Source organism: Candidatus Effluviviaceae Genus I sp. (assembly GCA_016867725.1).
In the GTDB taxonomy this organism is placed as follows: domain Bacteria; phylum Joyebacterota; class Joyebacteria; order Joyebacterales; family Joyebacteraceae; genus VGIX01.
The window spans coordinates 18,319-32,497 of record VGIX01000021.1 but is presented as its reverse complement, the minus strand read 5'-3'; the positions used below and the strand labels follow the sequence as shown (position 1 = coordinate 32,497).

The following is a 14,179-nucleotide window of genomic DNA, read 5'->3' as shown; positions in this document are numbered from 1 at the left end:
CATCGAGTGCTCCTCGATGCTCATGCTGCCAGGCTTTGTGAACCTCCACCACCACTTCTACCAGACGCTCCAGCGGAACGTCCCCGCCGCCCAGAACCGCAAGCTCTTCGACTGGCTCACGACGCTCTACGACGTGTGGGCGCATCTCACCGCCGACGCCGTGCGCGCGAGCACGCGCCTTGCGTGCGCGGAACTCCTGCTCACCGGGTGCACGATGGCGAGCGACCAGATGTACGTGTTCCCGGGCGGGGGCGAGGAGGACCTCATCGCGGTCGAGGTCGAGGCCGCCTCGGGCCTCGGCATCCGGTTCCATCCGACGCGGGGGAGCATGTCGCGGGGGCGGTCGCAGGGTGGGCTTCCGCCGGACTCCGTCGTGCAGAGCGCAGACCGGATCCTCAGGGACTCCGAGGGCCTCATCGAGCGCTTCCACGACCCGAGGCGGTTCTCGATGGTGCGGCTTGCGCTCGCGCCGTGCTCGCCGTTCTCGGTGACGGACGAGCTCATGGTCGAGACGGCGAGGCTCGCCCGCGCGAAGGGCGTGCTCCTGCACACGCACCTGGCCGAGACGCTCGACGAGGTGGAGTACTGCCTCGCGACGTACGGCGTGCGGCCGCTCGCTGCGATGGAGAGGCTTGGGTGGGTCGGGCGCGACGTGTGGTTCGCGCACGGTGTGCACTTCGAGGACGCCGAACTCGATCGGCTTGCCACGACGGGAACCGGCATCGCGCACTGCGCGACGTCGAACATGCGGCTCTCTTCGGGCGTGGCCCGCGTGCCCGAGATGCTCGCGCGGGGCGTGCGCGTGGGCCTCGCGGTGGACGGAAGCGCGAGCAACGACACGTCGGACATGCTCGGCGAGGTGCGGAACTGCCTCCTGGTGCACCTCCTGCGCTGGGGCCCGGATGCGCTCACCGCCGAGGACGCCCTGCGGCTCGCGACGCGCGGTGGGGCGGACGTGCTCGGCCGCGACGAGATCGGCTCCATCGAGGTGGGGAAGGCCGCCGACCTCGTGCTCGTTGACCTCTCGCGCCTCGGGTACGCCGGGGCGTTCTCCGATCCGCTCGCCGCCGTCGTCTACGCCGGGTTCGACCATCGCGTGGACTACACCGTGGTCAACGGCGTCGTCGCGGTCGACCGCGGGAGGCTCGTCCTCGGCGACGAGCGGGAGATCGCGCGCGAGGCGAACGCCGTCTCGCTCGCGATGCTCAGAGCGGCCGGCGTCGAGACGCCGTGGCCGCTTGAGCCGCCCGCCTGAGTGGAGACGATCGCGCGGTTGCCCCGCCCGGAAGGCCGTCCACTCCGTTCACACCGTTCGCAAGGCTCTCACGGCGCCCGCGGCGAAAGCGCCCGGAGCGTAGGCATTCCCGCCGGCGCCGGCATCGCCGCCGCTTCGGGACCGGATCGTGCAGTGCAGCGCCGCCCCATCCCCTGACACGCAACCACGGAGGAGGCGGCGATGAGAGCGCTGGTGTGCGCGGCGTGGCTGGCGGTCACGCCGGTCGTGGCCCCATGCCTCGAGGTGTGGGACCGCGTGGTGATCAACGAGGTCTTCTACTACCCGATGGGTCCGGACGCGTTGAACGAGTACATCGAGCTCTACAACGCGGGGTCGTGGGTGGCGTACCTCGACGGGGCGGTGATCACCGACGAGGGGACGGACGGGATGCCGGAGGGGGTCTTCAGGTTCCCGGGCTCGCGCGGTGAGACCAACCTGCCCATCGCGCCCGGGGAGTACGTGCTCATCGCGGTGGATGCCGTGTGGGGCGGCATCGAGCCCGACCTCTCGAACGCCGACTGGGAGTTCTGGCATCCGGGCGACGGCAACGACAACCCGGACGTCCCGAACATCGTGCTCTGCTCGGGCGCGAACGCGGACATGGCGCTCGCCAACGCGGGTGATGGGATCCTCATCGCGACGGGGCAGGACACGACGGCGGCCATCGACTGCTGGACCGTCGTTGACGGCGTGAACTGGGGCTCCGTGCCCGACCCCGTGCCCATCTCCGCGACCGTCTGCAACGATCCCGCGTTCGCGCCGGGATGCCCGCAGGGCAACTGCATCTGCCGCTGCCCCGGCGGCCTCGACAGCAACGTGTCGAGCGCCGCGGACTGGTTCCGCGGCATCCCGACGCCGGACGAGGAGAACATCGTCCAGTTCCCGGTCGTCTGCGGCGCCGTGCCCTGCGGGTCCGCGGGCTGGGGGGTGATCAAAGCGATGTTCAGGTGAGGGGGGGACTCGGCTCCGGTCCCGTGAAGCCCGCCCGGCCGCCCAAGGCCTGGTCTGGGGGACAATGTAGTTGTGCATCCTGCCCTTCGGCCATGGCTCCGGGTGTGGGTGCGCTGTGGCGCCGCTCCTGATGCAGCGTCGTGATGCAGGTTCGCCGCACCGAGGATGCACTGCGGGACCGCGACGAGGACAGGAGGTGATCCCGATGGCACGAACTGCGATCGGTGTCGTGATGGCGGCGATGTCGCTGCTGTGGTCGGCGACGGCGGCGGGGCAGTCCGTGGTGTACTGGACGCCCGCGCATGAGTGGGCGCCTACGGGGCTCTTGGGGTGCATCGCAGCCGGGGACCTTGATGGTGACGGGGATGATGACCTTGCCTCCTTCGAATGGTGCGGGCTGTACTGGAACATGGGATGTCCCGGTCCGCCTGCATGGCAGCTGCAGACGAACGTGTTCCCCGACGCGCGCCCGTTCGGCTGCCACGGAGGCGCGGGCACTCTGGGCGACATTGATGGCGATGGGGATCTCGATCTCATCTACGGCTGCTACGAGTGCTGCAGTCTGCGGGTGTTCTGGAACGTGGGTACCCCACAGGTGCCGGCGTGGCAATACGGGGGCGCGGTTCCTGGGAACCCATACGCCGGACACTATTCGTATGCCCAGCTCGCGGACATTGACGGGGACGGTGACCTTGACATTCTGGTGATGGCCTCATGCGGAGCGGTCGGCGTCTGCGAGAACGACGGAACGCCGGCGGCTCCCTACTGGCTGCCGGTTGTGATGATCCCCGGTGTAGGCGGGTTCGGCAACGGTGCGTTCTCGCTCGCGGACCTCGACGGGGACGGTGACCTGGACATCGTAGGGGGGTCGCCCTTCAGTCGCGTGAAGTGCTGGGAGAACGTTGGGACGCCCCAGGTGTGGAACTACGTGCGCAATGACGCGATGCTGACGGGGGTGACGACCGCGACGGTCGGCGTGTACGGAGTTGCCTTCCCCGACGTTGACTGCGATGGGGACCCCGATCTCGTGATTGTCACACGGACGGATGGCGTCCACCTGTATCTCAACGAGCAGATCACGCCCGTCGGCAGCGGGACATGGGGGACCATCAAGGCTCTGTATCGCTGACGCGGGCGGCCCCGCCTCACATCCGCTTCCGGGGCTCCACCGACTGCGACTCCTTCAAGCTCACGGTTCCGGCCTCGCGCACCGCGCGGCCGCCGGCCCCCGCTTGACCCACCGTTCAGGAGCGGATAGAATCCCCAAGCCCCATCAGTCATGAAGCGACTCCCGGAGCCGCACCGTGATCGTCGGCGTCGGCATTGACATCGTGGACCTCGGCGAGTTCCGGACACGGCTGTCGGAGGCCCTCGTCCGGGAGCTCTTCCTGCCTGACGAGGCGGCCTACGCCTCGTCGCGCGCCCGGCCGTGGGAGAGCTACGCGGCGCGATTCGCGGCGAAGGAAGCGGCCATGAAGGCGCTCGGCGCGGGGCTCTCGCAGGGCGTCGCGTGGACCGACATCGAGGTCGTGAGGGAGGCGACGGGCGAGCTCGGCCTGCGGCTCGCGGGCCGAGCGCTCGACGTCGCGCGTGCGAAGGGCGTCACGCGAAGCTGGGTGTCGGTCGCGCACTCGGCCGCGACGGCGACCGCGGTCGTCGTGCTCGAGGCGTAGCGCGGCGGCGGGGCCGAGCGCGGGCCGCCGGGACGCGGAGGTGCCGCCGGGGCCGCCGCGACATCGGCAGCGGGCATCACGAAGGGAGTTCCCTTGAGCAACATCGGGTCCTACGAGGAGCGCCTGAAGGGCTTCGACTGGAGCATCGCGAGAGAGGTCCTCGGCTGGCGCGACGGCGAGCTCCTCAACATCGGCGCCATCTGCTCCGACCGCGTCTGCGAGCGGGGCCGAGGCGAGAGGCTCGCGCTCATCTGGGAGGGCTTCGGGGGCAAGCGGCGCACCTACACGTTCAACGACCTTCGCGCGCACTCGAACGGCTTCGCGAAGTTCCTCGTGGACCGCGGCGTCGCGCCGGGCGACCGCGTCTGCATCTTCATGGACCGCATCCCGAGCCTCTACTTCTCGTTCCTCGGCGTCCTCAAGATGGGCGGCGTCGCGCAGCCGCTCTTCTCCGCGTTCGGCGACGAGTCCCTCGAGGTCCGTCTCGCGAGCGCGGGCACGCGAGTGATCCTGACCACGCAGAAGCACGTCAAGAAGGTCCGCGCCATCCGGGAGCGGCTGCCGGACCTCGAGCAGGTCATCGTCGTGGAGGGCGACCCGTCGAAGCTCAGGGATGGCGAGGTCTTCTTCGACGTCGAGGCCGCCCCTCGCGTCGAGCGGTTCGAGGCCTTCCGCTCGGAGTCGGAGACCCCGTCGGTGCTGCACTACACCTCCGGCACGACGGGCCAGCCCAAGGGCGCGCAGCACGTGCACGGCTCGATCTGGGGTCAGGCGATCACGACGCACTGGGTGCTCGACCTCCGCGAGGACGACGTCTACTGGTGCACGGCGGACCCGGGCTGGGTCACCGGCACGAGCTACGGCATCATCGGCCCGTGGGCGCTCGGCGTCACGCAGTGCGTGCTCGACTCGGGGTTCACGGCGGCGCGGTGGTACCAGTTCATCCAGAACAACCGCGTCACGGTCTGGTACTCGGCGCCGACCGCCATCCGCTCGCTCATGCGCGAGGGCACGGACATCGTGAAGCGGCACGACCTCTCATCGCTGCGCCATCTCGCGTCGGTCGGCGAGCCGCTCAACGCCGAGGCGGTGGTGTGGAGCGAGCAGGCCTACGGCCTTCCGTTCCACGACACCTTCTGGCAGACCGAGACCGGCTCCATCATGATCTCGAACTACCCGGGCATGAAGATCAAGCCGGGCTCGATGGGGAAGCCCTTCCCGGGCATCACCGCGGCCGTGCTCGACCTCAAGACGCACGAGCCCATCGCGGAGCCGGGGCGCGTCGGCCTCATCGCGTTCCGGCCCGGGTGGCCCTCGATGTTCCGCGCCTACCGCGGGCGCCCCGACCTCTATCGCAGCAAGTTCGCGGGCGCGGCCGGGGACGCGGAGCCGGACGCGCTCCGGACCGACACGGGCCTGTGGTACGTCTCCGGCGACCGCTCGAGCGTGGACGCCGAGGGGTACTACTGGTTCGTGGGCCGCGACGACGACGTCATCAACACCGGCGGCCACCTCGTGGGCCCGTTCGAGGTCGAATCCGCCCTCATCGAGCACGACGCCGTCGCGGAGGCGGCCGCAGTCGGCAAGCCCGACCCGGTGAACATGGAGGTCGTCAAGGCGTTCGTGACGCTGAACCCCGGCGTCGCGGCGTCCGACGACCTCACGCTGGACATCATGAACTTCATCAGGAAGCGGCTCTCGCCGCTCGCGATGCCCCAGGAGATCGCCTACGTCCAGAAGCTGCCGAAGACGCGCTCGGGGAAGATCCTCAGGCGCTACCTCAGGGCGCTCGAGTGGGGCGAGGACCCGGGTGACCTTTCGACGCTGGAGAACGACTGACGCGCGCCGCGCGGACCGAGGAAGGAGCTGGACATGGCGGACATGAGGGACACGGTCCTCGAGTACGTGATCAACGAGTACGTGGACGATGACGACGGTGGGTCGGTGACCTACGACACGCCGCTCATCTCGTCGGGCATCGTGGACAGCTTCTCGATGGTGTCGCTCAAGGTCTTCCTCGAGAAGAAGTACGGCATCCGGCTCCCGGACGAGGAGGCCTCGCCCGAGGCGTTCGACACCGTGAACTCGATCGTCGCGCTGGTCGAGAAGCACCTCGCGAAGTAGGGGGGCGGACATGGCGTATTCGGAGAGGACCCGGTCGCTCTTCGCCGGCGAGATCACCTCGATCAAGGAGAAGGGGCTCTTCAAGGAGAAGCGGTACATCTGCTCGCCCCAGGACGCAGAGATCGACGTGGAGTATCCCGAGGGCGCTCCGCGGAAGCACGTGCTGAACTTCTGCTCCAACAACTACCTCGGGCTCTCGAGCCACCCGGAGGTCGTGAAGGCCGCCCACGAGGGGCTCGACGCGCGCGGCTACGGGATGAGCTCCGTGCGGTTCATCTGCGGCACGCAGGACATCCACCGCGAGCTGCAGGACAGGATGTCGACGTTCCTCGGCATGGAGGACACGATCCTCTTCCCGTCGTGCATGGACGCCAACGCAGGGGTGTTCGAGGCGGTTCTCGGGCAGGAGGACGTCATCATCGCCGACCGCCTCATTCACGCGTCGCTCGTGGACGGCATCCGCCTGTGCTCGGCCGAGTACGACACGTACAAGCACATGAACATGAAGCACCTCAAGGAGAAGCTCGAGCTCCACAGGGACAAGCGCACGAGGATGATCGTCACGGACGGCGTGTTCTCGATGGACGGCGACCTCGCACCGATGGACGAGATCTGCGCGCTCGCGGAGCAGCACGACGCGATGGTCCTCGTGGACGACTCGCACGCCTCGGGGTTCATCGGGAAGACCGGGCGCGGCGTGCACGAGCACTTCGGCGTGATGGACAGGGTGGACATCATCACGACCACGTTCGGCAAGGCGCTCGGCGGGGCGTCCGGCGGCTGCGTGTCGGGCAAGCGGGAGATCGTCGAGCTGTGCCACCAGAAGGCGCGGCCGTTCCTGTTCTCGAACGCGCTCGCGCCGTCCATCGTGAAGGCCTCGATCAAGGTCATCGACCTCATCTCGAAGTCCACCGAGCGGCGCGACCGCCTCGAGGCGAACACGAAGCGGTTCCGCGAGAAAATCACCGCGGCCGGGCTCTTCGTCCGGCCGGGCGAGACGCCCATCGTCCCCGTGATGCTCTACAACGCGAAGCTCGCGAACGACATGGCGCGCGACATGTACGCCGAGGGCATCTACGTGGTCGGGTTCTTCTTCCCGGTCGTGCCGGCCGGCGCGGCGAGGATCCGCGTGCAGCTCTCCGCCGCGCACACGGACGACCAGATCGACCGGTGCGTCGCGGCGTTCCGGAAGGTGGGGGAGAAGTACGGGATCATCGGGCTCGACAAGGACGGCATCATCGCGCAGTACGGGATGTAGGGCTACCCGTACAGCCTCCCCGCCGTGTGCCGGACCGAGAGCCTCTCGAGCATGTCCTTCGTCATGGACGGGAGGTCGAAGGACGGTTCCCAGCCCCACTCGGCGCGCGCGGCGGAGTCGTCGACGGACTCGGGCCACGAGTCGGCGATGGCCTGGCGCTCGTCGGGCCGATACTCGACCCGGAAGCCGGGAACGCGCCTTGCGATCTCGGCGGCCAGCTCGCCCGCGGAGAAGCTCATCGAGCCCACGTTGAAGTCCCCGTGGTGCCGGAGCCTTCCGAAGTCGGCCTCCATGAGGTCCATCGTCGCCTTGAGGCAGTCGGGCATGTACATCATCGGGAGGCGCGTGCTCTCCTTGAGGAAGCACGTGTAGGGCTCGCCCTCGACGGCCTTGTAGAAGATCTCGACCGCGTAGTCCGTCGTGCCCCCGCCCGGGAGCGCCTCGGACGAGATGATGCCGGGGTACCGGAGCCCGCGCGCGTCCACGCCGTACCGCTTGACGTAGTAGTCGCAGAGAAGCTCACCCGCCACCTTCGTCACACCGTACATCGTCACCGGCCGAAGGACCGTCTCCTGCGGCGTGTTCACTCTCGGGCACCCGTCGCCGAACACGGCGATCGAGCTCGGGCAGAGGACCTGGCTCAACTTCAGCTCGCGCGCGAGCTCGAGCGCGTTGAAGAGCCCGGTCATGTTCACGCGCCACGCCCGGAGCGGGTCCTTCTCGCCCGTCGCCGAGAGGACGGCCGCCATGTGCACGATCGCGTCCACGCGGTGCTTCACGCAGACCGCGCGGAGGGCCGCAGCGTCGGTGACGTCGCATGTCTCGAAGGGACCGTCGTGCGTCGCCAGCCTCGCCGCGTCCGTCTTGACGTCGCTCGCGACGACGTTCGGCGCGCCGTAGCGCTTCCTGAGCGCGGTCGTGAGCTCGGTGCCGATCTGGCCCTCCGAGCCGGTCACGAGAATGCGTCTGATGGGCTTCGCGGTCACACTTTCCCCCTGCCCCGTCGCGGGCTCGTTGGTATGGGTTCACAACCCGGCGGTCGACGATATCAGATTTGCGCCCGGGCGGCCACGCGCACTCGTGTGGTAGAATCCCCGGCGCGGCCGAGTGCCCAGGAGGGCGCCATGCACCAGAACAAGTGGGAGAGCCTGCTGGACAAGATCGAGTCGCAGTTCGGGTTCGTCGAGCATCGGGTCGACCGGTTCGACGACCGCCGGCTGACGGTGGAGACGGTCGTGTTCGACGGGGCCGGCGGGCGGATGAAGCTCGAGCGGGCGGTGCGGCCGGTCGTCCTCGACAGGAGAGCGCACTACACGAAGCGCGTCGGGAGCGCGGCATCGGTCGAATACGTCTACTCCGACACCGAGACCTCCGACACCGTGACGTTGTCCGTCTGGGACCGGGCCGCAGGCGACTGGCGCGAGATCGAGCTCTCCGAGCTGGCCGGGTAGCGGCGGCGGCCGTTGCCGTGCGCGGTCGCCTCGCGGCCGGCGCAGATGCGCCTCCGAGAACGACTGTGCAGTAAACCCGCAGGTCCCTTTGCAAACCTCATAGCCGTCCGGCGCTGACCCCTCATCGCTTCTATCTTCACTCACTGGAACGGAACTTGCTTGGTCGCCCACGGAGTGGGTGAACCGGGCTCGCGGCTCTTCGCGCGCACGGCGCCCAGTGGGGAGGACCGCGTTGGAGCCGAAGGGACGTGTTCTCATCATCGATGACGAGCAGTGCATCCGGGACGTCGTGTCCCGGAAGCTCTCGGCCGACGGCTACGCATGCGACCTCGCGTCCGACGCGGAGACGGCGCTGGCCCGCATCACGCAGGTGAGCTACGACTGCCTGCTCTCCGACGTCAACCTCCCCGGGATGAACGGCGTTGAGCTCCTTCGCCGCGTGCGGCTCACGGACCAGGAGGTCGCCGTGATCATGATCACGGGATCTCCCGACGTGGACTGCGCCGTGGAGGCGATGCGCCTCGGGGCCTACGACCATCTCGCCAAGCCCCTCAATCTCGCGAAGCTCTCGCTCACGGTGGACCGCGCTGTTGAGAAGCGCCGGCTCGTCCGCGAGAACCGGGAGTACCAGCTGAATTTGGAGTCGATGGTCGAGGACCGCACGAGCCAGCTGAACGAAGCGAACGATGGCCTCAGACGCCTCTTCATCAGCAGCATCAAGGCGCTGGCGCACGCGCTGGAGGCGAAGGACGAGTACACGCAGGGCCACTCGGAGCGCGTCGCGGAGGAAGCGGTGAGCATCGCGCAGTACCTCAAGCTCCCGCAGACGGACGTCGAGAACATCTGGATCGCGGGGTTCCTTCACGACATCGGCAAGATCGGGATCAAGGAGAGCGTGCTCAACAAGCAGGGCAAGCTCGACGCCGGGGAGTGGGAGATCGTGCAGCAGCATCCCGTCCTGGCCGAGCGGATCCTCGGTCCGATCGACGAGCTTCGCGACGTGATCCAGGTCGTGCGCCACCACCACGAGCGGTTCGACGGCACGGGCTACCCGGACGGTCTCCGCGGGGCCGCGATCCCGCTCGGGGCGCGCATCCTCGCCGTGGCCGACACGTACGACGCGCTGACGTCGCGGCGGCCATACCGCGAGGCGCTCTCCGACGTGGAGACCCTGGACATCGTCGAGGCGGGGGCCGGCACGCAGTTCGACCCGGTGATCGTCCGCGCCTTCTGCAGCTCCCACGGGTGCGCCCGGAGCGCGGCACGCGGGGCCGAGGGCGGGGTCTCTACGCTTTTCTTGCAGGATGCGAAGCCTTCCGTTTCGATGGCCGCACGGCCGGTTCCTGCCAGATCGTCCGATTGACACAACTTATTACCGTACAAAGCGTTAGACCCCTCTTCGCATCACCCGCCCGCTGGCATGAGCCTTGCAGTAGTCACGGCACTGACCCGCAGGGGGACATGGCCCGGAGCGGGTGAAAGGCAAAGGGCGGAGACCGTGGGTGGCATCGTGACCGATCCCGGGGCCCGGCTTGAGATCGCCAGGCTCGAGATCGACCCTCACATCGTCCGACTGATCCCGCGCGAGATGGCGCGGCGGTTCCACCTGGTCGCGGTGGCGCAGGAGAACGACGCGCTGCTCGTGGCGATGGAGGACCCGCTCGACGTCATCGCGACGGACACCGTCGCCGCCAACACCGGCTACGAAATCCGCCCGGCGGCCGCCGATCCCGAGCAGATCCTCGCCGCGATCGAGAAGTACTACGGCGAGGTCCTCGACATCGAGAAGAGCATCCAGAACATCGTCGACGTTGAGGTCCAGGCCTCTACGCAGACCGACGGGGACACGGAGCAGCTCTCGATCGAGCCGAACGACGCCCCCGTCATCAGGCTCGTGAACCTGATCCTGCTCCAGGCGATCGAGGAGGGGGCGAGCGACATCCACATCGAGCCGCGGGAGAAGGACATCGCGGTGCGGCTCCGCGTGGACGGCGTGCTGCGCGAGATCCTCCCGCCGCCGAAGCGGATGCAGTGGGCGATCACCTCGAGGATCAAGATCCTCTCGGGCCTGAACATCGCCGAGCGCAGGCTCCCGCAGGACGGGAGCTGCCGCGTCAAGGTGATGCACCGCGTCGTGGACATCCGCGTGTCGATCATCCCGACGATCTACGGCGAGAAGGTCGTCATGAGGCTCCTGGACAAGTGCAACCTCAAGACGAACCTCGAGGACCTCGGGTTCGACGACGCGTCGCTCGCGCTGATCCAGGAGTGCATCCACCGCCCGCACGGCATGGTGTTGCTCACGGGCCCGACCGGAAGCGGCAAGACGACCACCCTGTACTCGGCGCTGTCCCAGATCAACTCGCCCGGCAAGAACATCATGACGGTGGAGGACCCGGTCGAGTACGAGCTCGCCGGCGTGAACCAGGTGAGGGCGAGACCGGAGATCGGCCTCGACTTCGCGGCGGCGCTGCGGTCGTTCCTGCGTCAGGACCCCGACGTGATCCTGGTGGGCGAGGTCCGCGACTTCGAGACGGCGTCTATCGCCATCAAGGCCGCGCAGACCGGCCACCTGGTCTTCAGCACGCTGCACACCAACGACGCCACGTCGACGGTGGACCGGCTCCTGAACATGGGCATCGAGCCCTATCTCATCTGCTCGTCGCTCAATCTGGTCATCGCGCAGCGTCTCGTGCGGAGGATCTGCGGCAACTGCAAGCGGCCCGTCGAGCTCGACGACGCGGCGGTCGCGAGGTTCCGCCAGTTCCTGCCTGACGCGGGAGACGCGACGTTCTACGAGGGTGAGGGATGCCGCGAGTGCTCGCACACGGGGTACAAGGGGCGGATGGCGGTCTACGAGCTCTTCCCCATGACCCGGACGATCAAGGACCTCATCCTCACGGGAGTCGTTGGATCGGCGATACGCGATCGGGCGATCGCCGACGGCATGAAGTCGCTCATCGCGAACGGCATGGAGAAGGTGCGGGAGGGCCTCACCACGATCGATGAGGTCCTGGCCGTGGCCATGGACGCGTCCTAAGCAGTCCTGATCGGACGAGTGGGGGAACGGGTATGTCGCCGGAGATACTGGAACTGCTCAAGGAGACGGTGGAGCGCAGGGCGTCGGACCTGCACCTCACGCCGGGCGTGCCGCCCCAGGTCAGGATCGACGGCACGCTGCTGGCGACCGACAGGCCCGTCCTGAGCCCCGAGAAGAGCCGCGAGCTCTCGTTCGCGATGCTCGACGAGAAGCGCATCGCGCGGCTGGAGGCGGAGCGAGGGCTCGACACGTCGTTCAGCGTCGAGGGCCTGGGGCGCTTCAGGCTCAACGTGTTCTACCAGAGAGGCACGGTGGCTTCGGCGGTCCGGCATCTCCCGTGGGAGATCCCCACGATGGAGGAGCTGGGCGTGCCGCCGATCATGAAGGAGTTCTGCGAGCGGCTTTCCGGCCTGGTCCTCGTGAGCGGCCCGACGGGCTCGGGCAAGTCGACGACGCTCGCGTCCATGATCAGCCACATCAACGCCATGCAATGCGTGCACATCGTCTCGGTGGAGGACCCGATCGAGTACCTGCACCGCCACAAGTGCTCCATCATCAACCAGCGCGAGATCGGGCGTGACACCGTCTCGTTCGCGGACGCGGTGCGGCAGGTTCTCCGGCAGGACCCCGACGTGATCTGCATCGGCGAGATCCGCGACCTCGAGACCGTCCGGACCGCGCTCACGCTCGCGGAGACGGGCCATCTGGTTCTCACGACGGTCCACACGAGCGAAGCGCCGCAGGCCATCAGCCGCATCCTCGACATCTTCCCGCCGCACGAGCAGCAGGGCGTGCGGACGCAGATCTCGCTCTGCCTCGAGGGCGTCCTGGTGCAGCAGCTGCTGCCCGATGCGTGCGGCACGGGCCGCGTTCTGGCCACGGAGCTCATGGTGGCGACGCCGGCCGTCCGGAACCTCATCCGGGAGAACAACCTCCAGCAGCTCCGTTCGGCGATCGAGACGGGTTCGAAGGAAGGCATGCATAGCCTGAACTCGACGCTCGTGCGACTGGTGAGGAAGAAGAGGATCACCCCCGAGGTGGCGGTAGGCTCCTCGAACGACGTGAAGGGGATCCTCAGAGACCTCGGAAGGCTCGACCTGACGCCTCATCCGGCCGCGCACTCCGCGCGGCGGGCCATGTAGCGTCTTCGACTGAAGAGGAGCGCGATGCCTGAGTTTGCGTACACGGCCAAGTCGCTGAACGGGCGGACCGTAAGCGGCGTCCGTCCGGCCGACTCCGAGATGAGCCTCGTTTCGGTGCTCCGCAAGGAGGGCCTCGTCGTCATCTCCGTGGCGCCCGCGGTGTCGACCGCCAAGGCCAAGACCCGCCGGGGCGGCTCGGTCAAGATCAAGCACCTGGCCATCCTCTGCCGGCAGCTCTCGGCCATGCTCGAGGCCGGTCTCCCCGTGCTCACCTCGATCGACAACATCCGCGAGCAGATCGACAGCGCCACGCTCGCGGCGGTCCTCAAGGAGGTCGGCACCGACATCGAGGCGGGCTCGACGCTCTCCCAGGCGCTCGCCAAGCACCCGAGGGTGTTCTCGGTCCTCTTCACGGCGATGGTCAAGGCCGGCGAGGAGTCGGGCGCGCTTCCGAGCGTGCTCGCGCGGCTCGGCGACTACCTCGAGGCGCGGGACGCTCTGGCCAACAAGATCAAGGCGGCGTCGGCGTACCCGGCGTTCATCGCGGGCTTCTTCGTCATCGCGGTGGCGGGCATCATGCTGTTCCTCATCCCGCAGTTCGAGAAGATCTTCTCGGACTTCGCGCTGGACCTGCCGCCGATCACCAAGTTCCTCATCGGGACGTCGAGGTTCATCGGCAACAACCTGCTGTGGGAGTTCCTCCTCCTGGCGATCGGCGCCTACCTGTTCTGGCGCTGGAAGGGCACGCCCGCTGGGAGACACAAGATCGACGAGCTCATGATCAGGGCCCCGGTCATGGGCAAGCTCGTCCTCAAGGCGTCGGTCGCGCGGTTCAGCCGCACGCTCGGGACGCTCATGCAGAACGGCGTCCCCGTCGTCTCCGCGCTCGAGATCGTCGGGCAGACCTCGGGCAACCTGGTCGTCAAGGAGGCCATCGACAACGTCATGGTCGGCGTGATCAACGGCGCGACCATCTCCGAGAAGCTCGCCGAATCGCCGGTCTTCCCGAAGATGGTCGTGAGCATGGTGGCCGCGGGAGAAGGGTCCGGGAGTCTCCCGCAGATGTTGGACAAGATCTCGGACTTCTACACGAGGGAGGTCGATGCTGCGATAGCCGGACTCACCTCGATGATCGAGCCCGCGCTGATCGTGGGCCTGGGCGGGATCGTGACCGTGGTCGTCCTGGCTATCTACCTGCCCATCTTCCAGATGGCAACAGGGATTCAGTAAGGGGTCAAGACAGGGCCTTCAACGAGAGCAGGGA

At 67.9% G+C, this 14,179-nt stretch carries 13 protein-coding genes; 12 read left to right on the top strand and 1 reads right to left on the bottom strand.

Annotated features, from left to right (window positions below):
- Window positions 1-16 precede the first annotated feature (16 nt).
- The 7 genes from FJY74_06195 to kbl all read left to right on the top strand — a co-directional run bounded on the left by FJY74_06195 (window position 17) and on the right by kbl (window position 7,282).
- A complete protein-coding gene (locus FJY74_06195; GenBank protein ID MBM3307897.1) occupies window positions 17-1,255 on the top strand; it encodes an 8-oxoguanine deaminase in 1,239 nt (412 codons plus the stop codon).
- A 201-nt stretch (window positions 1,256-1,456) separates the two neighbouring features.
- Window positions 1,457-2,227: a lamin tail domain-containing protein gene (locus FJY74_06190; GenBank protein ID MBM3307896.1), complete on the top strand. Its 771-nt coding sequence runs from the start codon at window positions 1,457-1,459 to the stop codon at window positions 2,225-2,227.
- Window positions 2,228-2,432: 205 nt separating this feature from the next.
- Window positions 2,433-3,356 (top strand): VCBS repeat-containing protein, encoded by a 924-nt coding sequence (locus FJY74_06185; GenBank protein ID MBM3307895.1) that lies wholly within the window; start codon window positions 2,433-2,435, stop codon window positions 3,354-3,356.
- Between the two features lie 175 nt (window positions 3,357-3,531).
- Complete coding sequence (locus FJY74_06180) at window positions 3,532-3,900, top strand: 4'-phosphopantetheinyl transferase superfamily protein (GenBank protein MBM3307894.1); 369 nt, start codon at window positions 3,532-3,534, stop codon at window positions 3,898-3,900.
- A 93-nt stretch (window positions 3,901-3,993) separates the two neighbouring features.
- Entirely contained in the window at window positions 3,994-5,739 is a 1,746-nt protein-coding gene (locus FJY74_06175) for an AMP-binding protein (GenBank protein MBM3307893.1), read from the top strand.
- A 33-nt stretch (window positions 5,740-5,772) separates the two neighbouring features.
- Entirely contained in the window at window positions 5,773-6,024 is a 252-nt protein-coding gene (locus FJY74_06170; protein MBM3307892.1) for an acyl carrier protein, read from the top strand.
- A gap of 10 nt (window positions 6,025-6,034) precedes the next feature.
- The gene (gene kbl / locus FJY74_06165; GenBank protein MBM3307891.1) at window positions 6,035-7,282 is read left to right on the top strand and encodes a glycine C-acetyltransferase; all 1,248 of its coding nucleotides are present in this window, start codon (window positions 6,035-6,037) and stop codon (window positions 7,280-7,282) included.
- Window positions 7,283-7,284: 2 nt separating this feature from the next.
- Here the strand turns inward: kbl and FJY74_06160 are convergent, their stop codons facing one another.
- Window positions 7,285-8,253: an NAD-dependent epimerase/dehydratase family protein gene (locus FJY74_06160; GenBank protein ID MBM3307890.1), complete on the bottom strand. Its 969-nt coding sequence runs from the start codon at window positions 8,251-8,253 to the stop codon at window positions 7,285-7,287.
- 153 nt (window positions 8,254-8,406) lie between these two features.
- Between FJY74_06160 and FJY74_06155 the strand changes: the two genes are divergently transcribed.
- The 5 genes from FJY74_06155 (at window position 8,407) to FJY74_06135 (ending at window position 14,145) form a co-directional block, all read left to right on the top strand.
- Window positions 8,407-8,733 carry a hypothetical protein gene (locus FJY74_06155; GenBank protein ID MBM3307889.1) on the top strand — a complete coding sequence of 109 codons (327 nt, stop codon included), beginning with the start codon at window positions 8,407-8,409 and terminating at the stop codon, window positions 8,731-8,733.
- A 232-nt stretch (window positions 8,734-8,965) separates the two neighbouring features.
- The gene (locus tag FJY74_06150) at window positions 8,966-10,096 is read left to right on the top strand and encodes a response regulator (protein ID MBM3307888.1); all 1,131 of its coding nucleotides are present in this window, start codon (window positions 8,966-8,968) and stop codon (window positions 10,094-10,096) included.
- Between the two features lie 135 nt (window positions 10,097-10,231).
- Complete coding sequence (locus tag FJY74_06145) at window positions 10,232-11,773, top strand: type II/IV secretion system protein (protein ID MBM3307887.1); 1,542 nt, start codon at window positions 10,232-10,234, stop codon at window positions 11,771-11,773.
- A 32-nt stretch (window positions 11,774-11,805) separates the two neighbouring features.
- Window positions 11,806-12,915 (top strand): PilT/PilU family type 4a pilus ATPase, encoded by a 1,110-nt coding sequence (locus FJY74_06140; protein ID MBM3307886.1) that lies wholly within the window; start codon window positions 11,806-11,808, stop codon window positions 12,913-12,915.
- Window positions 12,916-12,939: 24 nt separating this feature from the next.
- Window positions 12,940-14,145 carry a type II secretion system F family protein gene (locus FJY74_06135; GenBank protein ID MBM3307885.1) on the top strand — a complete coding sequence of 402 codons (1,206 nt, stop codon included), beginning with the start codon at window positions 12,940-12,942 and terminating at the stop codon, window positions 14,143-14,145.
- Window positions 14,146-14,179: the final 34 nt, after the last annotated feature.